This window comes from Microbulbifer maximicatervae (SeqCode), from assembly GCF_052467065.1.
Genome location: NZ_CP174299.1, coordinates 500,096 through 521,904, shown reverse-complemented (window position 1 = coordinate 521,904; position 21,809 = coordinate 500,096). Strand labels below are relative to the sequence as shown.

Annotated in this window: 18 protein-coding genes; 11 read left to right on the top strand and 7 right to left on the bottom strand. The window is 50.0% G+C overall.

The window, feature by feature from the left end; translation table 11 throughout:
* Positions 1–25: 25 nt before the first annotated feature.
* The 3 genes from dcd to ACJJI1_RS02410 are packed head-to-tail and all read left to right on the top strand — an operon-like array spanning position 26 to position 2,022.
* The gene (dcd, locus tag ACJJI1_RS02420) at positions 26–595 is read left to right on the top strand and encodes a dCTP deaminase (RefSeq protein ID WP_282933840.1); all 570 of its coding nucleotides are present in this window, start codon (positions 26–28) and stop codon (positions 593–595) included.
* A gap of 33 nt (positions 596–628) precedes the next feature.
* Positions 629–1,837, top strand: a complete 1,209-nt coding sequence (locus ACJJI1_RS02415; protein WP_413662994.1) for a BaiN/RdsA family NAD(P)/FAD-dependent oxidoreductase — start codon at positions 629–631, stop codon at positions 1,835–1,837.
* Positions 1,837–2,022, top strand: a complete 186-nt coding sequence (locus ACJJI1_RS02410; protein ID WP_413662993.1) for a hypothetical protein — start codon at positions 1,837–1,839, stop codon at positions 2,020–2,022. The genes ACJJI1_RS02415 and ACJJI1_RS02410 overlap by 1 nt, the downstream gene beginning before the upstream one ends.
* Positions 2,023–2,262: 240 nt before the next feature.
* On the opposite strand, the gene ACJJI1_RS02405 is transcribed toward ACJJI1_RS02410, so the two are convergent.
* Positions 2,263–4,545 carry a nitric-oxide reductase large subunit gene (locus tag ACJJI1_RS02405; RefSeq protein WP_444958440.1) on the bottom strand — a complete coding sequence of 761 codons (2,283 nt, stop codon included), beginning with the start codon at positions 4,543–4,545 and terminating at the stop codon, positions 2,263–2,265.
* 766 nt (positions 4,546–5,311) lie between these two features.
* On the opposite strand from ACJJI1_RS02405, the gene ACJJI1_RS02400 reads away from it, so the two are divergent.
* A complete protein-coding gene (locus tag ACJJI1_RS02400; protein WP_444911363.1) occupies positions 5,312–5,767 on the top strand; it encodes an RrF2 family transcriptional regulator in 456 nt (151 codons plus the stop codon).
* A 471-nt stretch (positions 5,768–6,238) separates the two neighbouring features.
* Here the strand turns inward: ACJJI1_RS02400 and ACJJI1_RS02395 are convergent, their stop codons facing one another.
* On the bottom strand, positions 6,239–6,508 hold the full coding sequence (locus ACJJI1_RS02395; protein WP_108734168.1) for a YMGG-like glycine zipper-containing protein: 270 nt from the start codon (positions 6,506–6,508) through the stop codon (positions 6,239–6,241).
* A 148-nt stretch (positions 6,509–6,656) separates the two neighbouring features.
* Here ACJJI1_RS02395 and ACJJI1_RS02390 point away from each other — a divergent pair, with 148 nt between their 5' ends.
* Positions 6,657–6,866 carry a DUF3820 family protein gene (locus ACJJI1_RS02390; protein ID WP_282933831.1) on the top strand — a complete coding sequence of 70 codons (210 nt, stop codon included), beginning with the start codon at positions 6,657–6,659 and terminating at the stop codon, positions 6,864–6,866.
* Between the two features lie 368 nt (positions 6,867–7,234).
* On the opposite strand, the gene ACJJI1_RS02385 is transcribed toward ACJJI1_RS02390, so the two are convergent.
* The 5 genes from ACJJI1_RS02385 to gltA all read right to left on the bottom strand — a co-directional run bounded on the left by ACJJI1_RS02385 (position 7,235) and on the right by gltA (position 13,807).
* The gene (locus ACJJI1_RS02385; RefSeq protein ID WP_282933830.1) at positions 7,235–7,783 is read right to left on the bottom strand and encodes a Tll0287-like domain-containing protein; all 549 of its coding nucleotides are present in this window, start codon (positions 7,781–7,783) and stop codon (positions 7,235–7,237) included.
* A gap of 11 nt (positions 7,784–7,794) precedes the next feature.
* Positions 7,795–9,147: a cytochrome c3 family protein gene (locus tag ACJJI1_RS02380; protein ID WP_444958439.1), complete on the bottom strand. Its 1,353-nt coding sequence runs from the start codon at positions 9,145–9,147 to the stop codon at positions 7,795–7,797.
* Positions 9,148–11,175: an FAD-dependent oxidoreductase gene (locus tag ACJJI1_RS02375; RefSeq protein ID WP_444958438.1), complete on the bottom strand. Its 2,028-nt coding sequence runs from the start codon at positions 11,173–11,175 to the stop codon at positions 9,148–9,150.
* Positions 11,176–11,664: 489 nt separating this feature from the next.
* Positions 11,665–12,201, bottom strand: a complete 537-nt coding sequence (locus ACJJI1_RS02370; RefSeq protein ID WP_413662988.1) for a hemerythrin domain-containing protein — start codon at positions 12,199–12,201, stop codon at positions 11,665–11,667.
* 316 nt (positions 12,202–12,517) lie between these two features.
* Positions 12,518–13,807 carry a citrate synthase gene (gltA, locus tag ACJJI1_RS02365; protein ID WP_413662987.1) on the bottom strand — a complete coding sequence of 430 codons (1,290 nt, stop codon included), beginning with the start codon at positions 13,805–13,807 and terminating at the stop codon, positions 12,518–12,520.
* Positions 13,808–14,246: 439 nt separating this feature from the next.
* On the opposite strand from gltA, the gene sdhC reads away from it, so the two are divergent.
* The 6 genes from sdhC (at position 14,247) to odhB (ending at position 21,772) form a co-directional block, all read left to right on the top strand.
* A complete protein-coding gene (gene sdhC / locus ACJJI1_RS02360) occupies positions 14,247–14,621 on the top strand; it encodes a succinate dehydrogenase, cytochrome b556 subunit (RefSeq protein ID WP_282933825.1) in 375 nt (124 codons plus the stop codon).
* Positions 14,615–14,983: a succinate dehydrogenase, hydrophobic membrane anchor protein gene (sdhD, locus tag ACJJI1_RS02355; RefSeq protein WP_282933824.1), complete on the top strand. Its 369-nt coding sequence runs from the start codon at positions 14,615–14,617 to the stop codon at positions 14,981–14,983. The genes sdhC and sdhD overlap by 7 nt, the downstream gene beginning before the upstream one ends.
* A gap of 3 nt (positions 14,984–14,986) precedes the next feature.
* A complete protein-coding gene (gene sdhA, locus ACJJI1_RS02350; RefSeq protein ID WP_282933823.1) occupies positions 14,987–16,759 on the top strand; it encodes a succinate dehydrogenase flavoprotein subunit in 1,773 nt (590 codons plus the stop codon).
* A 19-nt stretch (positions 16,760–16,778) separates the two neighbouring features.
* Positions 16,779–17,483, top strand: a complete 705-nt coding sequence (locus tag ACJJI1_RS02345) for a succinate dehydrogenase iron-sulfur subunit (RefSeq protein WP_282933822.1) — start codon at positions 16,779–16,781, stop codon at positions 17,481–17,483.
* Between the two features lie 211 nt (positions 17,484–17,694).
* The gene (locus ACJJI1_RS02340) at positions 17,695–20,526 is read left to right on the top strand and encodes a 2-oxoglutarate dehydrogenase E1 component (RefSeq protein ID WP_444958437.1); all 2,832 of its coding nucleotides are present in this window, start codon (positions 17,695–17,697) and stop codon (positions 20,524–20,526) included.
* A 46-nt stretch (positions 20,527–20,572) separates the two neighbouring features.
* Entirely contained in the window at positions 20,573–21,772 is a 1,200-nt protein-coding gene (odhB, locus tag ACJJI1_RS02335) for a 2-oxoglutarate dehydrogenase complex dihydrolipoyllysine-residue succinyltransferase (RefSeq protein WP_282933820.1), read from the top strand.
* Positions 21,773–21,809: the final 37 nt, after the last annotated feature.

Below are 21,809 nucleotides of genomic sequence, written 5' to 3'. Positions count from 1 at the left end.
AATTATTCTATTCAGGGGGGACGGAGTGAGTATCAAGTCCGACAAGTGGATTCGCCGCATGGCAGAGCAGCACGGTATGATTGAGCCTTTTGAGGCCGGTCAGGTGCGTCATAACGATAATGGCGATCGACTCATCTCCTATGGCACCTCCAGCTATGGCTACGATGTTCGCTGTGCTCGTGAATTTAAGATTTTCACCAATGTTCACTCAGCGACAGTTGACCCCAAGACCTTCGATGAAAACAGCTTTGTGGATGTTGAAGGCGACCACTGCATTATTCCGCCAAACTCCTTTGCCCTGGCGCGTACAGTGGAGTATTTCCGTATCCCGCGCTCTGTATTGACGGTTTGCCTGGGGAAATCCACTTATGCCCGTTGCGGCATTATCGTCAATGTGACGCCACTGGAGCCGGAGTGGGAAGGTCATGTGACTTTGGAGTTCTCAAATACCACTAACTTGCCTGCGAAGATCTATGCCAACGAGGGTGTGGCACAGATGCTGTTCTTCGAATCCGATGAAGTTTGTGATGTGTCCTATGCCGATCGTGGTGGCAAATACCAGGGCCAGCGCGGCGTTACCTTGCCTCGCACCTGATCACCGGTCTTACTGCAGTACTATTTCCTACCTATGACAGAGGTTTCTACCAGCCAGCTACCTGAAAGCGTCGATGTATTGGTCATTGGCGCTGGGGCAGCTGGACTAATGTGCGCGGCTACAGCGGGCCAGCGCGGGCGCAACGTGTTGGTCCTGGACCACGCCAACAAAGTCGGAAAGAAAATCCTGATGTCTGGTGGTGGCCGTTGCAACTTTACCAATCTCTACACCAGTGCAGAGAACTTCTACAGTAACAACCCCCATTTCTGTAAGTCCGCCTTGGCTCGCTATAGCCAGTGGGACTTTATTGCATTGGTGGAAAAGCACGGGGTTGCCTATCACGAAAAAACTCTCGGTCAGCTCTTTTGCGACAATAAATCAAGGGATATTGTCGACTTGTTACTAGCGGAATGCCGTGCGGCTAAGGCACAGATCCGCACGCGCTGTAGCATTACTCAAATTCGAGCTTTGGGGCAGGGGTATAAGGTCGAAACCAGTATGGGGACGGTTACCTGTGAATCCTTGGTCGTGGCTACTGGAGGCCTTTCTATTCCCACCATGGGGGCGAGCGGGTTTGGATATGAGATCGCTAAGCAGTTTGGGCTTGATGTAGTCCCAACTCGAGCAGCGCTAGTGCCATTCACCCAGCATAAACGGCAATTAGAGCGTCAGGGTACCCTGCCCGGCACCTCTCTATCAGTGACCGCTTCTTGCGCTGAAGGTAGTTTCCAGGAGCAGATGCTGTTCACTCACAGGGGGCTGAGTGGGCCAGCGGTTTTGCAAGTTTCCAGCCACTGGCGAGAAGGTCAAACGGTAATATTTGACTTGGCTCCAGAGAAAAATCTGGCAAAGTGGTTACCGCTGCGCCGACATCAGAGCCCGGATAGCCACTTGCACAGCGTTTTGGCTGAGGTTTGGAGCAAAAAGTTAGTACAGTTTTTCCTGCAGCGAGCGCAAATTACCAGCCGCCCCCTAAAACAGTTTGGGGAGGGGGAATTACAGCAAGCCGGGGAAAAGTTACAAAGCTGGAAATTGGTACCGGCGGGCACTGAGGGTTATCGCACTGCTGAGGTAACATTAGGTGGAGTCGATACTGCACAGGTCTCTTCCCGTACTATGGAATGTAAAACCCGGCAGGGGCTTTATTTTATTGGCGAGGTTCTCGACGTAACCGGCTGGCTCGGTGGGTTTAATTTTCAATGGGCTTGGGCTTCAGGTCATGCCGCAGGAGAGGTGGCTTAATGGGAGATGTTATTCCTTTCAAAAGAAAAACCGCTTGGCAAAAGCACAAGGGCAGCACCCTTTGCAGGGAAGGTTTTCATAAATGGAAAGTGGTCACCGAGCGCAAGTTTGACGTAAAGCAGGGAAAGTTGGTTACTGAATATCGCTGTGAACGCTGTGGAAAAACAAAAATTAAACACTTGTAAATTTTCACTCCCGCCAAGTCCGATATTCATAGGTCGGCTCAATTAAAAATTCGGTAATTTACTTTCCCCTACTAAGAGAATTGTCAAAATTTAACATCTCTAATACGGGTGATTACTGCGAAAAGATATTTTGGGGTCTCAGGAATTTCTATAATTCGCCCATCTATGATTATGGGGTTAGCAAATAATGCAACGTTACTGTTGAGTTACGCAGTAACGTTGCATAGGTTTATAAGTAGATTAAGAAACTGATTTGGTTTGCCCTGATAGATAGTCTACTGAACTGTGCCTCTTTAGGTTCAGCACACCTTGTGTTACTTGCCATGTGGTAGCCAGTGCACCGACGATAAACACCACATCACCAATAGTTCGTATCCATCTTAGAGTAACTAGCGCTCCACTTTGCATTAGGGTTTCACTGCGGGCATACCAAAGGCCTTCTGAAGCGCTCGCCATAAACTGGATAATACCGACAGGTAAAAGGCTGGTGAACAACATTAAAGCCAAACCTATATTCATCCACCAGAATGCCGTTCTCATTAATTTCTCGCTAAATATAAACTGGGGACGAATATATCTAAGAACGAGTAAACTAAAGCCCAATGCCAAGAACCCATATACTCCAAACAATGCACCATGGGCATGTGTGGCCGTGGTATTTAAGCCCTGAAGATAATATAACGCTATCGGTGGGTTAATGGTAAAGCCAAGTACGCCTGCTCCTAACATATTCCAGAAAGCAACAGCCACAAAAAACATCAAAGGCCATTTGATTTTTACCATCCAGGGTGCACGATTTTTTAAGCTATAGTGATCCCAGGCTTCATAACCCAATAAGATAAGTGGGACCACTTCGAGCGCACTAAATGTGGCCCCTACCGCCATAACTGGTGTTGTCGTCCCTGAGAAATATAGGTGGTGAAAAGTTCCCGGTACCCCCCCTAGTAGAAATAATGACGCTGATGCTAGAGAAGTCACAGTAGCCATGCGTTTAGATACAAGGCCCATACTGAAGAAGATAAATGCAAGCGCAGTTGTAGCAAAAACTTCAAAGAAACCTTCTACCCATAAGTGCACTATCCACCAGCGCCAAAACTCCATGACCGATATGTGTGTGCGCTCGCCATAAAAGAAGCCTGCACCATAAAACAATCCTATGGCAATTACGGAGGCAGTAAACAGGGCTAGCAGGTTTTTATCACCTTTTTGCTTTAATGCTGGAACAATGCCGCGCAGCATTAATGCCAACCATAATACGATGCCGGTAAATTTACCGATTTGCCATAGTCTGCCAAGATCTACAAATTCATATCCTTGATGACCTAGCCAAAAGCTGAGTTCTGGTGGCAGAGTTTGCGCAATGGCTAGATAATTGCCGACAAATGATCCAATAACGACTGCTATTAATGCCCAAAACAATATATCAACACCAAGTTTTTGGAACTTAGGATCTTTACCACCGTTGATAATTGGAGCAAGAAATAGTCCGGCAGCTAAAAATCCTGTAGCTATCCAAAATAGAGCAGCCTGTATATGCCAGGTGCGTACCAGGCTGTATGGAAACCACTCCGATGTTTCTATCCCATAGAACCCTTGTCCTTCGACAGTATAGTGGGCAGTAAAACCACCCAAGAAAACTTGGAAAGTAAATATTCCTACTATAGCTAGTAAGTATTTTCCAAGAGCTTTCTGTGAGGGGGTTAATTTGAAGGTGCTGATTGGATCTTGCTTGGGGGCAGTAGGGTGTTTGTCTTCAGTGCGTAGGAACGCCCATGCCCAAACTAGGGCGCCAATACCGGCAATCAATAAGACCACGCTAATAATAGACCAAATAATATTTTCGCTAGTTGGCTTATTATCAATTAATGGTTCGTGGGGCCAATTGTTAGTGTAGGTTGCGCCACCTGTTGAACGCTCGGTTGAAGCTACCCAGGATGTCCAAAAGAAGAACTCAGTAAGTCGCGCTCGGCGATCCGCATCGGGCAGTGTAACCTCTTTCATTGCGTAATTTGCGCGGGTTGGCTGTAAAGCGGGGTCACCTCCAAAAAGTGCATCATAATATTTTGCGGTTTGCTCTATAGCTGTGACTCTTCGCTTAGATAAAGTGGCAATTCCAGATTCGCTGCTATAGGTGTTGGTTCTATAATCTAATTTAAGATCATAGAGAAGTTTGTGTTTTTCCCTTTTGGATAAAGATTCATATGGGAGACCAAATTCCGCTTTTGACGCTATTGATAACCAATTAATTAGCTCTCGATGTAACCAATCAGCGGTCCAGTCTGGGGCCTGGTAGGCACCATGCCCCCAAATAGATCCCAGTTGCATTCCTCCAACGGATTGCCAAGAAGTTTGGCCATCTAAAATTTTATCTTTAGTGGTCAGTATTTTGCCATTTTCTGAGACAAATGCCTCAGGTATCGGGGGTGCCTTCCGATATATTTCACTGCCAAAATATCCGAGTATTGAAAAGGTTACAACTAAAACGCCGATCAATGTCCACCAAAGAGATTTGTAAGTTCTCATCAGAATTATCCTTGCCAATATAAATTGGCTTTTTTAGCAATATGCTATTTAAACTATTAATTTTCGTATATCCCCCTAGGCTGCTTGTAAAACAAAACATCGTAAACATCGGGTGTCTGTAATTATTCGGAGTGGATTTATGATGCCTGATTGAGTGTTAATAGGTTTTAAGCTTGACTCTTCGCATTCTTGCTTAGCTGTGTTGAACTCATGAGGTTGACCTCCAGTAGAGGCGTTAACTTGCAACAGAAAAAACATAAACTCTCCTTTTCCTTGTGTTGCTTGAATAAATCAAATTGAGAATGGGCTTCTCAAAATAATGTTTGGTCGTGTAATACATTGATTTTTAGGTGACCGATACCTTGTATTTGGGTAATAAAAAGTGGCCAATAATCGTTGTTAACCTGCCGCCCCTAGGCAGAGTTTCCGTAAGCGAACATGTCGATGTTCATTGCTTGGCCTCTTGAATTAATTGGCGGCCTTAAATTCAGGAAAGCAGCCTCTGAAATCAGGGCGCTTTCGCTCGAATCGCCTCTAATAGCTTTTGGGTCAGTCATGAATAGCACATTCGGCTGTAACCGTAGCCTAAGGGCTAGGTTGAACGAGCATTTGAGACTGAGCATTCTCTACCCCTTTATCTATACATGCATATAAGATGCATCTTTTGCATGGCAATTTACACCTAAATTTCAATGATGTAAACTAGATGCATCTTTAAATTTTCAAGGGATGAAAATTCTTGGCTTCACAATGAGGGACTTTGCCAATGAAGATCACGCAATTTACTGACTACTCTTTGCGAGTGTTGATGTACCTTGCTATACAGGATCGAGAGTTAGTAACCATCAGAGAAGTTGCTGAGCGCTACCAAATATCTAAAAACCACCTAATGAAGGTGGTACAAGAGTTGAATCTCAAAGGCTACTTGATTGCAACCCGGGGTAAATATGGTGGCATTCGGCTAAGCCGAGCTCCTGAAGACATTAATGTTGGAGAGTTAGTTCGATTATTGGAGCAAGATACCGTGTTAGTAGAATGCTTTGGGACAAATAATCAATGTGTCATAACTCCTGCGTGTAGGTTGAAGATAATGTTCGCCGAGGCTATGGAAAGTTTTTTTATTTGTTTGGAGCAATACACCTTGGAAGATCTAGTATCAGGCCCGAATCAGACTGACCTTATCAATATACTAGCTTTTCCTGCGAAAATTGAGAGGGCGTAGCAAGGTCCCTAGGTTAGGCTCATCTTATATTTGCTTGAGGGAGAAAAAGTACAGTTTTCTATTTAAAACCTGGAAGATTCATACTCCAGGGCCCTTATTACATAAAGGGCTTTGTTTTCCGCCAGGTGAAAAGCCTATCTTCAATTTCCTCTCACCCTATATCAGGTAGCCACCCAATGCACGTTGGTCTGACTTTTAGGTTTTAGGGGGTATTGGGAATGCTTCCTGGAGTAAGGAAATACTCAGCACAAATTTATTGCTCCTGCTCAAGCGCAATGCCTTTATCTGAGAGATGGTTACTGAATATCGTTATGAATGCTGTGGTAAAACGAAAGCGAGGATTGTGTCAATTTTGTCTTATAGAAACCAGTTTAATTGGGAGTCGGCTTCCCTGCCTGCCTCAGTAGTGCGAGTATCGAAGTACAATGATATCCGCAACATACTGATTAAAAACTTAAAAACAGCAGCGAATTAATAACGATAGTAGCGACCGCGATAACGATAGTAATCTCTGCGCTTTCTTTCCCTATCATAGAGGTAGCCTGCACCTGCACCAATAACCGCACCTGCGGCAGTGCCACCGGGGCGTCCGCCACTAATCAAGGCACCTGTTACTGCGCCTATACCGACGCCGGTGCCGATTCGGCGGTCGGTATCACTCATATTGGCGCAGCCCGTACCTCCAAGGCTTGCAGTCAATACTGCGGCCAAGCTGAGATATTTGATAGCTTTGATACGCATAGACACCTCTGTTACTGGAAGGTTGAGGTATAAAGAATCGGCGCAGGCCGACTATTTCGGAGCCAGTGTAGAGTCCGCATGCACTGGCAACAAATCCAAATTGGGAGTTTCATTCCCTTTTTTTGTCGATATTTAGGTGGTTGTTAAGGTGTTCGAAAAACAAGACTTGGTAGAACTGGCTCGACTCAAAATGCCATTTGGAAAATACTCGGGCCGGGTTTTAATAGATTTGCCTGAGGAGTACCTGCTTTGGTTCGCAAAAAAGGGGTTTCCAGAGGGGCGTCTAGGACAGTTGATGGCATTAGCCCTGGAGATAAAAGTAGAGGGATTGCAGGGGCTTATTGATCCACTGCGCTGACCTTTTAGCAGGTTTTCCCAGTATTGCAATCACCTTGGTCGGTTTGCTCTGCGGGACTTTGACATTAATATAGTAATGCCTAGGTGTGCTTTGCGGAGCGAAGCCCAAGAAAAAGCGGGCCGTAATGGAGACTGGACTGACCCGGAAATAGGCCCACAGCGGGTAACCACTGGTCTGAATGATTTCAGCGAGGTAGTAGCGGGAGTAGAGCCAGTCAGCTTAAAAGAGGGAGCGGTCGAAACGAATTCGGCCGCCACTCTTTTAAATTATTCTAAACTCAGTTCTCACCGACTAATATCCGCCGGCAATATTTTGTGAGAGAGTTGCCCGACTCGAAAGTCGGACGTAGCTATCTACTGACTAACTGATCAGAGTGGGATTCGGATAACAACACCACCCATAGTGTGGCCCAGCTCAAAGTCAGTGCGCGGGCTGTCTACGTGATCGTTGTGACAGCTCACGCAAGCAGGTGAAACACCTACATCCGCATATACTGCAGTGAAGTACTCGGTATCACCTAGTTTTTCGCGGCCGTAAAAGTTTTTCCCTGGGTTGTCGATTACGTACTGCAAGCCCTCTTTTTCCATCTCAGTGCGCGGTTTGTTTTGCTTGTTGATTGGCCACAGGGAGAGCAGGGCATAGTTAAAGCCAGACTCATTTTCGGCAACACGCTCAGCTCCCATACGCATCATCTGCGCGGGGAGTGGTAGCAATTTCTTATCTTGCCAGTGCTCATCAGCGTCGAGGATTTTCTCCTCGTTCTGCAGGCGGTTTACAACCTTGTTGGTGTAGTTGGCCCTGTCTGCCTCGATAACGGCAAAGATGGCATCCGCCATTCGCTCCGGAGCAACTCCCTGGTTTTTCTCACAGCCGGTGAGCAGTGCCAGTCCAGCGATAATACAAGCGGCAATACGCATATTTTCCCCTCCTATTGGGATTGATTTTGCTTGTTTTTGCTTTTGGTAATCCTTGCAATACGCTCGCGGATCAGCTCGAAGGTTTCATGCTTCTCTGCGGGTTTATGCTTGAAATTATTGTTAATCAGAGTTTTGTCAGCCAGGGCAGCCAGGGAGAATTCGGCTCCATGACAGCTCAGGCAAACGGGCATCATTTTTTCATTGGGGCGAAAGTTATGATTTTGATTATGGTTAACTACAACCTGTTCGCCATGGGTTTCCCGTGGTAAATGGCAGCTGGCACAGCTTACGCCACCCTCTGGGTTTGAATTCCAGGTATCGAAGTGAGGGGACTCTTTGTAAGAGAGACTGTGCTCATCACTGTGGCAACCCAGGCAAGCCTCTACAGCGGCAAATTGCAGATTTACTTCATGGGGCCCGTGACAACTAACACAGCTCAATTCATCCGTTGCGCTGGTATTCATGGGAAGGCGGGCCTGTTGTGGGGAGATGGCGCCGACCTGCTGGATAAAGCCCTCTTCCAGCTTGTTGGACATGCGCATTCCATGTTTTCCTTGAGTGAAGGATTCTTTTTGATCGCTGTGGCAACTAGCACATTGCTCGACAATCTCAACACTACTGAATTGCATTTGCCCATCGACGTGACAGCTGCTGCAGTTCACCTCTGTTTGTGCGTGAATACTCTGTGCCCAGACCGTTGCGATTTCTGCAGTCTGGCTAGAGCTACTAATGTCTGCTTCGCTAACTTTTAAAGGGGCTTTATCTGAATGCTCATTTAGCCAGGACTGAACTGCTGTACGAGCGGGAAGCTTTGCAGTTTCCAATAGATCAGGTTGATCAACATGGGCGATAAGGAAGTCTTCATAGAGGGAGCCATTATCGTGATAGTTGTGGCAGCCCGCACTTGCGCAGGTTTCAAATCCCAGGTCTTTGTGACTACTGCGCTCTTCGGCAATATCGCTGTGGCAGTGAAAGCAAAAGTCGCCCGCCAGGGTTACTCCCATCTCTCCGGTGATTTGTGGTTTGTGCTCAGTGTGACAACTTACACATAGCCGGGCGTCAAGAGTCTCCAGAAGTACAGCATTGCGCGGATCTAAAAATTTCTGCCGGGGGTGTGAGTCGTCTACAAGCTCCAGTTCTTCCGCATGGCAATTCAGGCAAGCTTGCTGAACAGCATCCTCACCGGCAAAGCCATCGGTATGGCAGGAAGTACAAGCCAGCTCAATTTGATGGTGACCGTGCGTGGCATCTCCACTGATAAATAGAGATTTATCGTCAACGTTAAGGTTGTATGCCACCGCAGAGCCGATAGCCAGCGTTAGCAATACACCGTAATGCCAGAATTTAAATTGATATGATTTCATCTAGAAGTAATAAACCGCAAAAATATGGTAGGCGAGAAGGACCGGTAAGGCCCAGAGCAGGGCATAGTGAACTCGGGACCACCATTTTCGGTGTTCGCGAAGTTTCAGGTCAGTCCAATGGTGGTTGCGCGCCATAAAAACGCCGACGAGAGAACCAGTTGCGGTTGCAGTTAGAAATACCAGCATCAATGCTAAATTCAGGTTTTCACCAAGGCGGAAGCCTGAATGTACAGCGAGTGCAAGTAGAGCGATTAAACCTGTAACGCTGTGTGCATAGCGCCAGTGATCGACATGCCCAAGGCTAAGTTTATTCCAACGTTTCCTGATACTGAGAGCGGCAGTAAACAGGCACATAGCGAGAATGGTATAGCCCGTAACCTGCTTCCAAAAATTGTCGTACCAGAGCTTTTCCCAAAAAAGTGCAGTCTGCACTGAGGAGGAAACTGGAGCTGGCGGCATCAGGAAAGCCAGGGCTATCAGGATTAATGACAGAACAGAAGTTATCAATATCCCCTTGGAGTGTCGCATTACCAAGTTGGGAGCTGGCACATCCAGAAGCTCAGCCATTAGCGGGCGGCAACTACCGCAAACAGACCCGGCTGTTGTCGCTTGTTGCAATTCGTTTAAATTGCGCTTCCCAGCGGAAATAGCTTTGCATAATTCCCCTTTGGTGACAGAGTTGCACTGGCAGACCAGATAACTATCGGGAAAATCTTTAATGCTATTGCCGCTTTTTTTGGCAAAAACTCGCCCTTCGCTTTCAAAGTCTTTCAGTGTGCGCAGAGAGATTTTTTGCTCCTGTGCTACGGTCTGGCGTAATTCATTGGCTTCATCCCAGCTGCCAATATAAATGGCCCCAACGATGTATTCGCCTTTGATAAATAAGCGTCTATAGATCCCCTTAAAGCGATTGCGATAGACATGGCTCTCAACGCCCTCTTGCTGATTGAGGTTTTCCGGGGTTACCTCTCCCATTATTCCGCAGGGAATATGGGCAATTTTCAGCTGAATATCGGTATAAGTGCCGGAGTAGGGCTGCGAGAGAGATTTACCGCTATGGTTGCGACGAATATGTGAGCAGCAGCTTTCAGCTTGTTCATAGCCCGGTCGGACCAATTGGTAGACTTTCTTGTCAAACTCAGCGCACTCGCCTACGGCGTAAATATCCGGGTCGGAAGTTTGCATCCATTCATTGACTACGATTCCGCGTTTAGTTGAAAGTCCGCTCTGTTCGGCCAGGCTAATTTCCGGCTTAATCCCTGTGCACAACACGATAGCGTCGACGGGAATTTTTTCGCCACTTTCAAAAGTGAGTAGGCGCTTGCTATCGCTCTCTTCAATGGATGTTAGGGAGTCCGAAATTTTTAACTCTACACCCAGTGCAGTGAGTGCGGACTTTAGGAACTCCTCTCCTTCTTCACCCAGGAGCCCGCTGAGTAAGTGTCCTCTGGATTGTAAAGTGATGTTGTTTTTAGGTGTTTTTAACGCGGTTGCAGCTTCAAGGCCCAGAGCACCAGCACCGATAACACAGATGTCTGCATTCTGCTCCCTTAGCTCAAGTAAATCATTGGTGTTACGCAGACTTCGAAAAGGGTAAACACCAGGCAGGTCCGCACCCGGAATCTTCGGAATAATAGGATTTGATCCAGTCGCTATTATTAGTTTGGAATAAGGCTGTATATTCCCTGCAGCATCGGTGACTGTTTTTTGGGAGCGATCGATAGAGACTATTTCACGGTCAATATATTCTGCCAGGCGGTGGTCACTTTGACTGAGAATAGGGTTATCAAGCTCCTCCAACTCTACATGGCTTGATAGATATTGAGAAAGTTTAACCCGGTTGTAGGGAGACTCTGTTTCTGCCCCATAGATAACAATTTGAGCTTCATCACAGAATTCTAATAATTTTTGTGCGCAACGCACGCCCACCGGACCAGTACCGATAATTACATAAATTGGGTAGCTGTTATCATTAGTGTGGATGCCGCTTGGTAATTGCTCGACAAGTGTGTCGTCTAGCTCAGTCATACCTCCCCCCGACTGCTTTGATTTTCTATTAGTCTTTGTATTTTTAATTTGTCTGCCAGATGGCTTGCTAATTTTCTTAGACTAATATCCCACTCTTTAGTGTTTTTTTGAATTCTAATCCCTATATGTTTAAACAAAATTAAATAAACGTCTAGTGCCGATTAGAGCATGACGATAGAGAATTGGGTGTAAAGTAAGGTCAGGTCGGAAAATAAGGCTGGATTTAACTGGCGTGCACAGTTTTTTCTGAGGGCTAAATGTATCTTGCCCAAATTCGGTGCTTATATTTAATTTGATTGTGAAAAATTGGCGGGGGGAGGGGAGTGCTTTCCAGTTACTCTGTGACCGCTGAGCGGCCAAAAAATATGCGGCCCCGTCCTTGTGGGCTGCGGACTGTAAAATAGTATGCCTATTGTAAAGATTTGTTTCTTGTCGGCATTCCTAGGTTAAATATCTCACTACTCCTGATAAAAAAACTAAACGTTGCTTTTAGGAGGGTTGGTAAAGGACGTAGAGTTCTTTTTCTTCTAGGGCAGTACGGCGAGTTAGCGCTTCACCGATTTTCTGATAATCCATTTTGAAATCGCGAACCATTTCAGGAGTGAAGGCTTCGTGGTTATAGCGTTTGCAAAATTGCACAACAGCATTTGCAATTTCATTCATATCGGTGCGGAAATCTTTAACTACTTGCAGTGTGTGGGCATCGCCAGCCAGTGCTTGCTCCAGGTATACGTAAAAACGTACATTTTCTTTGATTAGATGGGCCTGGAAGCCAGATTTAAATTGAGTCAGTAGCTGCGACAACTGGCGGTAGTTCTGCTTCTCATAACCCTCTGACCACATGCGCTGAAAAATACTGATCAGAGTGCGGTGATCGTCTTCAAGGGCTTTGATTAGAGTGGGATCGTAAGAGATTGTGCGGGCACCTTTAGCTCCTGCATAAGAGCTGCGAGTATATTTTTCCTCAAGATCCGCCGCGTCTTCTGTTTTGTTACTTCGGAACATTCCAGAAATAAAACTAAGCATGAATTTAGTCTCAGTAAATTTAAAGGTTTGTTATTAGGTCTGATAGCGCCGCGAAGTTGGGGGTAACTTAAAGAAAGCAAAGCTGTTTGGGTCCCGGCGGGCGTGGCGGATTTTACATTGGATGACAGTTGGTTTAACTGTTATGGAAGGGGCGAGTAAAGCAAAATTTCCAAAGTGGGACTTGTGTCACATTTCAGACCTTTGCTTTTTAATTTTTATCGAAATGTAGTTGATTATCGCCAGTGGAATCAAAATAAATTCAAATATTCAATTAATAAAAAACCCGGCATAGCCGGGTTTTTTTGATTGCTTGAGCTTAGCGCTGCTCGAGCGGTACATAATCGCGCTGCGGGTAGCCGGTATACAGCTGGCGAGGACGACCAATTTTGTACGGATTGGAAATCATTTCATTCCAGTGTGCAATCCAGCCTGAAGTACGGCCGGTGGCGAAAATTACGGTGAACATATCGGTGGGGATACCGATAGCCTTCATAATAATGCCGGAGTAGAAATCTACGTTCGGGTAGAGCTTCTTCTCTACGAAGTAATCGTCCTCAAGGGCGATTTTCTCCAGCTTCTTGGCGATCTTCAGCAGAGGATCATTTTCTGCTCCCATGGCACCCAGAACTTCATCACAGATGCCCTGCATTACGCGGGAGCGTGGATCGAAGTTCTTGTAGACGCGGTGACCAAAGCCCATCAGGCGGAAGGGGTCATTCTTATCTTTGGCGCGCTTCACGAATTCGTCGATACGGCTTTCGTCGCCAATTTCCTGCAGCATGTTCAATACCGCTTCATTGGCACCGCCGTGAGCGGGTCCCCACAAAGTGGCAATGCCGGAAGAAATACAGGCGAACGGATTGGCACCAGAAGAGCCAGCCAGGCGAACAGTGGAGGTGGACGCATTCTGCTCGTGGTCTGCGTGTAGCAGGAAGATGATGTCCATTGCCTTGGCGACAACCGGGTCTATCTTGCTGGGCTCGCAGGGGTTGCCAAACATCATGTGCAGGAAGTTCTCGGAATAGCTGCGGCTATTGTCCGGGTACATGAAGGGCATGCCCTGGGAGTGCTTGTAGCACATCGCTGCCAGGGTTGGCATCTTGGCAATCAGGCGGTGGGCGGAAATCTCGCGGTGCTCCGGATTAGTGATATCCAGGGAGTCGTGATAGAAGGAAGCGAGGGCACCGACTACGCCACACATCATCGCCATTGGGTGGGCATCGTAACGGAAGCCTTTAAAGAAGCTCACCAGGGATTCGTGAACCATGGTGTGAGACATAATGGTGTCTACATACTTCTTCTTTTCTTCTGCGTTGGGCAGTTCGCCATTCATCAGCAGGTAGCAGGTTTCCAGGTAATCGGATTTTTCTGCCAGTTGCTCGATGGGGTAGCCGCGGTGCAGCAGTTGGCCCTTGCCGCCATCAATAAAGGTGATCTTGGAATCACATGAGGCGGTAGATACGAAGCCCGGGTCGTAAGTAAATAAGCCTTTACTGGTCAGACCGCCGACATCAATAACATCGGGGCCGAGGGTGCCGGAGCGAACTGGCATCTCAAGGGCGCCGTCGATACCATCGACTGTGAGGTGCGCTTTTTTATCGGACATTGCGGACTCCTAAAAATGTTCTTATGCCGGCCTTTTCCCGCTGTTTTCGGGAGCTAGCGGCCTTTTGAGCGGGGCCAAACTTAAGTGCCGCGCCGCAAATTGTCAAACCAAAAGGAATGGACGACCAGTCTATTGGCGACAGGATATCCGGTTCCGCTCCATACTCGTAGAGTATTTGTCTAGATAATGCACAGGAAAGTCTGAGGAAATCCCGCGATTCCCGATTTACTGCGCGATACTGGTGGGAACCCGGCGTAATCGCAGGCGTTCGTTGTGTTTTGACTAGTGAATGCCTATAATCCGCGCGGCTTGCGCCATGGTACGGCTACTTTGTATAAGGCTTCATCAGGTCGAGTGCAAAGTAATCAGCAAGCAGCTCGTCCCTCCATTGAAAAGCTAACGGGCGCCCGGTCGTTCAGGGCAACAAGGTGTTTTTCCTGTGAACAAAAACAGACCTGTCAATTTAGACATTTCCACTATAAAGCTTCCCGCTACCGCTGTGGTTTCCATTTTGCATCGTATTTCCGGTGTAGTGCTCTTCGTTGTTGTTGCACTACTACTGTGGATGCTCGATGTCAGTTTGGAATCCGAGCAGGGATTCGCCGAAATTGCAGCGGTATTTAACAGTATCCCTGCCAAGCTCATTCTCTGGGCATCGCTGGCGGCACTTATTTACCACATTCTGGCAGGTGTTCGTCATCTGTTTATGGATATGGGAGTAGGTGAAAGTCTCGAAGGCGGCCGTCGCAGCGCTGTGTCAGTGCTGGTGCTGGCTGTAATCCTTATTCTTCTGGCGGGAGTATGGTTGTGGTAAAAACAGTAACAAGCTTTGGCCGTAGCGGTACTTTCGATTGGCTCTACCAGAGAGTCACTGCGGTAATATTGCTCGCCTATACCCTCTTTATAGTGGGTTTTATCTTTTTTAGTAAAGACTTCGGCTACCAGGCCTGGTCCGAACTGTTCGCCCAGCGCTGGATGCGTGTTTTCAGCCTGGTTGCCTTGCTGTCCACCATTATTCACGCCTGGATTGGCCTCTGGTCCGTGGTAACTGACTACATCACCAACCGGATGATGGGCGGTAAAGCCACTGTTCTGCGCTTGTTCGTAGAAGTGATTCTGGCTGCCGTTGCCGTGTTGTACGCGGTGTGGGGCATTGAAATTCTTTGGGGTGTATAAGCAATGGCGAACATGCGTACTATTTCATTTGACGGGATTGTAATTGGTGGAGGCGGTGCCGGTATGCGCGCTGCCCTGCAGATGGCCCAGTCCGGCTATAAAACTGCGGTTATTACCAAGGTATTCCCGACTCGTTCTCACACAGTATCTGCCCAGGGTGGCATTACCTGTGCAATTGCCAGTTCAGATCCCAACGACGATTGGCGCTGGCACATGTACGATACCGTTAAGGGTTCCGACTATATCGGTGACCAGGACGCTATTGAATATATGTGTTCCGTAGGTCCCGAAGCGGTATTTGAGTTGGAGCACATGGGCCTGCCTTTCTCCCGTACTGAGGAAGGTCGTATTTATCAGCGCCCCTTTGGCGGTCAGTCTAAAGATTTCGGCCGCGGTGGCCAGGCTGCACGTACTTGTGCTGCTGCTGACCGTACCGGCCATGCACTGCTACACACCCTCTATCAAAACAACGTTAAGCACAAAACCGAATTCCTGAATGAATGGTTTGCGATTGACCTGGTGAAGAACCAGGACGGTGCTGTTGTGGGTGTGATCGCCATGTGCATCGAAGATGGCGAAGTGGTTTATATCAAATCCAAAGCGACTGTATTCGCTACCGGCGGTGCCGGTCGTATCTTCGCTTCCACCACCAACGCACACATCAATACCGGTGACGGTGTCGGTATGGCCCTGCGTGCTGGCATGCCGGTCCAGGATATTGAGATGTGGCAGTTCCACCCCACTGGCATTTACGGTGCCGGTGTACTCGTGACCGAAGGTTGTCGCGGTGAGGGTGGCTACCTGATCAATAAAGATGGTGAGCGTTTTATGGAGCGCTATGCGCCCAACGCCAAAGACCTCGCTTCCCGCGACGTTGTGGCTCGCTCTATGGTTCTCGAGATTCTCGACGGCCGCGGCTGTGGCCCGGAAGGCGATCACGTATTTCTGAAGCTTGATCACCTGGGTGAAGAGCTGCTCAACAGCCGTCTGCCCGGTATCTGTGAGCTGTCCAAGACCTTCGCCCACGCCGACCCGGTTAAGGTGCCGATCCCGGTAGTACCTACCTGTCACTATATGATGGGTGGTATTCCCACCAACGTTCACGGTCAGGCTCTGACCCAGGACGCTGCGGGTAACGATCAGATTGTTGATGGCTTCTACGCCTGTGGCGAAGTTGCCTGTGTGTCCGTACACGGAGCCAACCGCTTAGGCGGTAACTCCCTGCTGGACCTGGTGGTATTCGGTCGCGCTTCCGGCCTGTTTATTGAGAAGTCCCTGCGCGAAGGTATCGAGCACCGCGAAGCTTCCGAGTCTGATCTCGAAGCCGCTATGGCTCGCTTGAATCACCTGGAAACCAATGAGAAGGGTGAGAAGGCTGCCGACCTGCGCAAAGAGCTGCAGGGCGTGATGCAGAACCACTTCGGCGTATTCCGTCGCGGCGACTTTATGGCCGAAGGTGTGAAGAAGCTTGCAGATCTGCGCGAGCGTATTGAAAATGTGCGCCTCGAAGACAAGAGCCGCGCGTTTAACACCGCCCGTGTTGAAGCGCTGGAGCTGCAAAACTTACTGGAAGTTGCCGAGGCCACTGCAGTTGCTGCAGAGACCCGCACTGAGAGCCGCGGTGCTCACGCCCGTGAGGACTTCCAGGAGCGCGATGATGAAAACTGGCTGTGCCACTCTATGTATTTCCCCACGGAAAAACGTGTTGGCAAGCGTGCAGTAAACTTCGCGCCTAACACTATGGAAGCCTTTGAACCGAAAGCTCGGACTTACTGATTCGGGAGCGGAATAGAGTATGTTGAAAGTAAGCATTTACCGTTACAACCCGGAAACCGACAAAGCGCCTTATATGCAGGACTATGAACTGGACACCAAGGGCAAGGACCTGATGGTGTTGGACGTTCTGGAACTGCTGAAAGCCGAAGATCAGACCTTGTCTTTCCGTCGTTCCTGCCGTGAGGGCGTTTGTGGCTCCGACGGTATGAACATTTCCGGTCGCAATGGTCTGGCGTGCACTACGCCACTGTCTGAAGCTGCCCCCAAGGGTAAACTGGTTCTGCGTCCGCTGCCGGGCCTGCCTGTTATCCGCGACCTGGTTGTGGATATGGAGCAGTTCTACGAGCAGTACAAGAAGATTGAACCGTACCTGCAAAACGATACCCCGGCTCCGGCCATTGAGCGTCTGCAGTCTCCGGAAGATCGCGAAAAGCTCGACGGTCTGTACGAGTGTATCCTGTGCGCCTGCTGTTCCACTTCCTGTCCGTCTTTCTGGTGGAATCCGGACAAGTTTATCGGCCCAGCTGGTTTGTTGCAGGCTTACCGCTTCCTGGCAGATAGCCGCGACCTGGCTACTGATGAGCGCCTGTCAAATCTGGATGACCCCTTCAGCGTATTCCGTTGTCACGGTATTCAAAACTGTGTCAATGTTTGCCCGAAAGGACTGAATCCGACGCGCGCGATCGGCCATATCCGCAATATGCTGCTGACCCGCGCCGTGTAGGGGATGCTGCGGCCGGTTATCGGCCCGCTGGGGTTCGCGCTCTGCGAACCCGGTGCCAGGTAGGGTACCAAGCAAACGACAAAAAGCCGGTTCTAACCGGTAAAAAACTGAAAAGGGGAGGTGGCTTTGTGCGCCTCCCCTTTTGTGAGTGAAAGGAAAGCGCAGTGGCTCAAGAGAAGATAAGCACACTGCAATTGAGGTAGGCATCAACATGCACGAAAGTACCATGGAGCAGCTGTGGCGTAGCTCCCATATCTCCGGGGGCAATGCTGCCTACGTGGAGGAGCTTTACGAGACCTATCTGCACGACCCCAACGGTGTCCCCGAGGAGTGGCGCAATTATTTCGATAGCCTCCCCCGCGTTGAGGGCAGCAGCGATGTTTCCCACGCCGCTGTTCGCCAGCACTTTGAGCTGCTCAGCAAACACCGCGCGCGTCCGGTGGCCGCTCCCGGTGCGGCCGGCTCTGCCAATATTGAGCACGAGCGCAAGCAGATTAAAGTTCTGCAACTGATCGATTCCTACCGCCATCGCGGCCATAAAAAAGCGACCCTCGACCCCCTGGGCTTGATGGCTCGCGAACAAGTGCCCGACCTGCAACTGAGCTACCACGGCCTGACTGAGGGTGATTTCGATACCACCTTCAATACCGGTAGCCTGTTCCTCGGTAAAGAAGAGGCGACCCTGCGTGAAATCGTCGAGGGTTTGGAGAATACCTACTGTGGCAATCTGGGTGCGGAGATCATGCATCTCTCCAACCTGGAAGAGCAGCAGTGGTTCCAGCAGCGCCTTGAGCGCAGCCAGTCTAAAGCCAACTTCGGCACCGACATCCAGATTGAAATCCTGCAGCGCCTTTCCGCCGCTGAAGGCCTGGAGCGCCACCTGGACTCCAAGTACCCCGGCACCAAGCGCTTCGGTGTAGAGGGTGGTGAGAGCCTGATCCCGATGATGGACGCTCTGATCCGTCGCTCCGGCACCTACGGGGTGAAGGAAGTGGTGATCGGTATGGCCCACCGCGGCCGCCTGAATACCCTGGTCAATATCCTCGGTAAAAACCCTGCGGATCTGTTCCAGGAGTTTGAAGGCAAGAAGACCCTCGATACTTCCGGTGACGTGAAGTACCACCAGGGCTTCTCTTCCAACGTGATGACTCCCGGTGGGGAAGTGCACTTGGCCCTGGCCTTTAACCCGTCGCACCTGGAAATCAGTGCGCCCGTGGTAGTGGGTTCCGTACGCGCCCGCCAGGATCGCCGCAAAGATGTGACCGGTGAGAAAGTAATGCCGATCAACATCCATGGCGACGCAGCTTTTGCCGGCCAGGGTGTGGTGCAGGAAACCCTGCAGATGTCCCAGACCCGCGGTTACTACACCGGCGGTACTGTGCACATCGTACTGAACAACCAGGTGGGCTTTACCACCAGCAAGCGTGAAGATGCCCGCTCCACCGAGTACTCCACCGATCCCGCTAAGATGATCGATGCGCCGGTGCTGCACGTAAATGGCGACGATCCGGAAATGGTCGTATTGGCCGCGCTGCTGGCGGTGGACTACCGCTACGAATTTAAGAAAGATATCGTTATCGACCTGGTCTGCTACCGTCGTCGCGGCCACAACGAGACCGATGACCCCTCTGGTACCCAGCCGCTGATGTACCAGACTATCCGCAAGCACAAGACTACCCGCACGCTCTATTCCGAGAAGCTGGTGGGCGAGGGCATCCTGGACAAGGTTGCCGCAGACAAGCTGGCCAACGATTACCGCGATAAGCTGGATGCCGGTGAAGACGTTGCTACCGGTCTTGTGAAGAAGCCGGACTCCTCCATGTTTGTGGACTGGAGCCCCTATCTGGGCCACGACTGGCAGGTGCCTGCAGATACCGGCTATGCGCTGCCGAAGCTGCAGGATGTCGCCACTCGCATGACCAACGTGCCCGACGGCGTGGTAATGCAGCGCCAGGTCTCCAAAATTTATGAAGACCGCCGCAAAATGGCCGGTGGCGCCCTGCCTCTGAACTGGGGCATGGCGGAAACCCTGGCTTACGGCACTCTGCTGGAAGAGGGCTTTATGGTCCGCTTTACCGGTGAAGATGTGGGTCGCGGTACCTTCTCCCACCGCCACGCGGTGGTTCACAGCCAGAAAGACGGTCAGAGCTATGTGCCTTTGCAGCATATGTTTGAAGACCAGCCGCCTTTCTATATCTACGACTCGCTGCTGTCCGAAGAGGCGGTGTTGGCGTTTGAATACGGCTACGCCACCACAACACCAAAGTCCCTAGTGGTGTGGGAAGCCCAGTTTGGTGACTTCGCCAACGGTGCCCAGGTTGTAATCGACCAGTTCATCACTTCCGGTGAGCACAAGTGGGGCCGTATGTGCGGCCTGGTAATGCTGTTGCCGCACGGTTACGAAGGCCAGGGCCCAGAGCACTCCTCTGCGCGTCTTGAGCGCTTTATGCAGCTGTGTGCGGAGCACAATATCCAGGTGTGTAACGCCACTACCCCGGCACAGATCTTCCACCTGCTGCGTCGCCAGGCGGTGCGCCCAATGCGCCGTCCTCTGGTGATTATGAGTCCAAAGTGGATTCTGCGTCACAAGCTGGCCACGTCCAGCCTGGAAGAGCTGGCGGAAGGTCGCTTCCACAACGTGATCCAGGACCAGGGCGTAGATCCAGACAAAGTGAAGCGTGTGGTTCTGTGTTCCGGCAAGGTTTACTACCACCTGCTGGAAGCCCGTATGGAGCGCGAACAGGAAGATGTGGCGTTCGTACGAATCGAGCAGCTGTACCCATTCCCGGACGAAGAGTTTGTGGAAGCGGTTTCCGCATTCAAGAAGATCAAGAGTGTTGCCTGGTGTCAGGAAGAGCCCATGAACCAGGGCGCCTGGTACTCCAGTCAGCACCACTTGCGTCGCCTGTTGTCGGAAACCCATCCGAAGCTGGATCTGGAATATGTGGGCCGCGCCCCATCCGCAGCACCTGCGGCGGGCTATATGTCCACGCACCTTGAAGAACAGAATAAGTTCATCAACGAGGCGCTGACCGTCAAATAACCGGCGGCAGTAATAAGTGAAGAGTCAATCTCAGGAAACAGAAAAAATGACGATCGAGATTAAAGCGCCAACTTTCCCTGAATCAGTTCAGGACGGAACTGTCGCCACCTGGCATAAACAACCTGGTGAAGCTGTGTCCCGCGATGAACTGATCGTGGATATCGAAACCGATAAAGTTGTGCTGGAAGTTGTTGCACCTGCCGATGGTGCCCTGACTGAAATCATCAAGGGTGAGGGCGATACCGTTCTCTCCAATGAAGTGATTGCCAAGTTTGAAGCGGGCGCTGGCGCAGCTGCTGCCCCGGCGGAAGAAAAAGCAGAAGCTCCGGCTGCCGAAGCCGCAGCTCCTGCGGCTGGCGACAAAATTGCCATGCCATCTGCCAAGAAAATGGCTGCTGAGAAAGGCGTAGACCTGGCCGGTGTTGAAGGCACTGGCAAGGGTGGCCGCGTTCTTAAGGAAGACGTAATGAAAGCGGGCACTGCGCCGGCTGCCGCTGCTGCACCTGCCGCCGCTGTTGCTGAAGTTGCGGTTGCTCCGGGTGAGCGCGTAGAGAAGCGTGTTCCCATGACCCGTATGCGCAAGCGTATCGCTGAGCGCCTGCTGGATGCTTCCCAGTCCACCGCCATGCTCACCACCTTTAACGAGGTGAACATGAAGCCGATTATGGACCTGCGTAAGAACTACAAAGACCTGTTTGAGAAGACCCACAACGGCACTCGCCTGGGCTTTATGGGCTTCTTCGTAAAAGCTGCAGTAGAAGCGCTGAAGCGTTACACCGCAGTGAATGCGTCTATCGACGGCAACGATATCGTTTACCACGGTTACCAGGATATCGGTGTAGCGGTTTCCTCTCCGAAAGGCCTGGTTGTGCCGATTCTGCGCAATGCGGAGAACATGGGCCTGGCGGATATGGAAAACAATATCCGCGATCTGGGTGTTCGCGCCCGCGATGGCAAACTGTCTATCGAAGAGATGACTGGCGGTACCTTCACCATCACCAACGGTGGTGTATTCGGTTCCCTGCTGTCCACTCCGATTCTGAACCCACCGCAAACTGCAATTCTGGGTATGCACAAAATCCAGGAGCGCCCGATGGCGGTAAATGGCAAGGTGGAAATCCTGCCGATGATGTACCTGGCGCTGTCCTATGACCACCGTCTGATCGATGGTAAGGAAGCGGTTGGCTTCCTGGTAGCGATCAAGGAAATGATCGAAGATCCAGCGCGTATCTTGCTCGAAGTTTAAACAATAAATCTTGGGGCCTGCGGGCCCCCTCGATCAC

Excerpts from the sequence above, each read along its gene's own strand:
- ACJJI1_RS02415 (WP_413662994.1), top strand. The coding sequence starts at position 629 with ATGACAGAGGTTTCTACCAGCCAGCTACCTGAAAGCGTCGATGTATTG.
- ACJJI1_RS02410 (WP_413662993.1), top strand. The coding sequence starts at position 1,837 with ATGGGAGATGTTATTCCTTTCAAAAGAAAAACCGCTTGGCAAAAGCAC.
- ACJJI1_RS02405 (WP_444958440.1), bottom strand. The coding sequence starts at position 4,545 with ATGAGAACTTACAAATCTCTTTGGTGGACATTGATCGGCGTTTTAGTT.
- ACJJI1_RS02400 (WP_444911363.1), top strand. The coding sequence starts at position 5,312 with ATGAAGATCACGCAATTTACTGACTACTCTTTGCGAGTGTTGATGTAC.
- ACJJI1_RS02395 (WP_108734168.1), bottom strand. The coding sequence starts at position 6,508 with ATGCGTATCAAAGCTATCAAATATCTCAGCTTGGCCGCAGTATTGACT.
- ACJJI1_RS02385 (WP_282933830.1), bottom strand. The coding sequence starts at position 7,783 with ATGCGTATTGCCGCTTGTATTATCGCTGGACTGGCACTGCTCACCGGC.
- ACJJI1_RS02380 (WP_444958439.1), bottom strand. The coding sequence starts at position 9,147 with ATGAAATCATATCAATTTAAATTCTGGCATTACGGTGTATTGCTAACG.
- ACJJI1_RS02375 (WP_444958438.1), bottom strand. The coding sequence starts at position 11,175 with ATGACTGAGCTAGACGACACACTTGTCGAGCAATTACCAAGCGGCATC.
- ACJJI1_RS02370 (WP_413662988.1), bottom strand. The coding sequence starts at position 12,201 with ATGCTTAGTTTTATTTCTGGAATGTTCCGAAGTAACAAAACAGAAGAC.
- gltA (WP_413662987.1), bottom strand. The coding sequence starts at position 13,807 with ATGTCCGATAAAAAAGCGCACCTCACAGTCGATGGTATCGACGGCGCC.
- sdhA (WP_282933823.1), top strand. The coding sequence starts at position 14,987 with ATGGCGAACATGCGTACTATTTCATTTGACGGGATTGTAATTGGTGGA.
- ACJJI1_RS02345 (WP_282933822.1), top strand. The coding sequence starts at position 16,779 with ATGTTGAAAGTAAGCATTTACCGTTACAACCCGGAAACCGACAAAGCG.
- ACJJI1_RS02340 (WP_444958437.1), top strand. The coding sequence starts at position 17,695 with ATGCACGAAAGTACCATGGAGCAGCTGTGGCGTAGCTCCCATATCTCC.
- odhB (WP_282933820.1), top strand. The coding sequence starts at position 20,573 with ATGACGATCGAGATTAAAGCGCCAACTTTCCCTGAATCAGTTCAGGAC.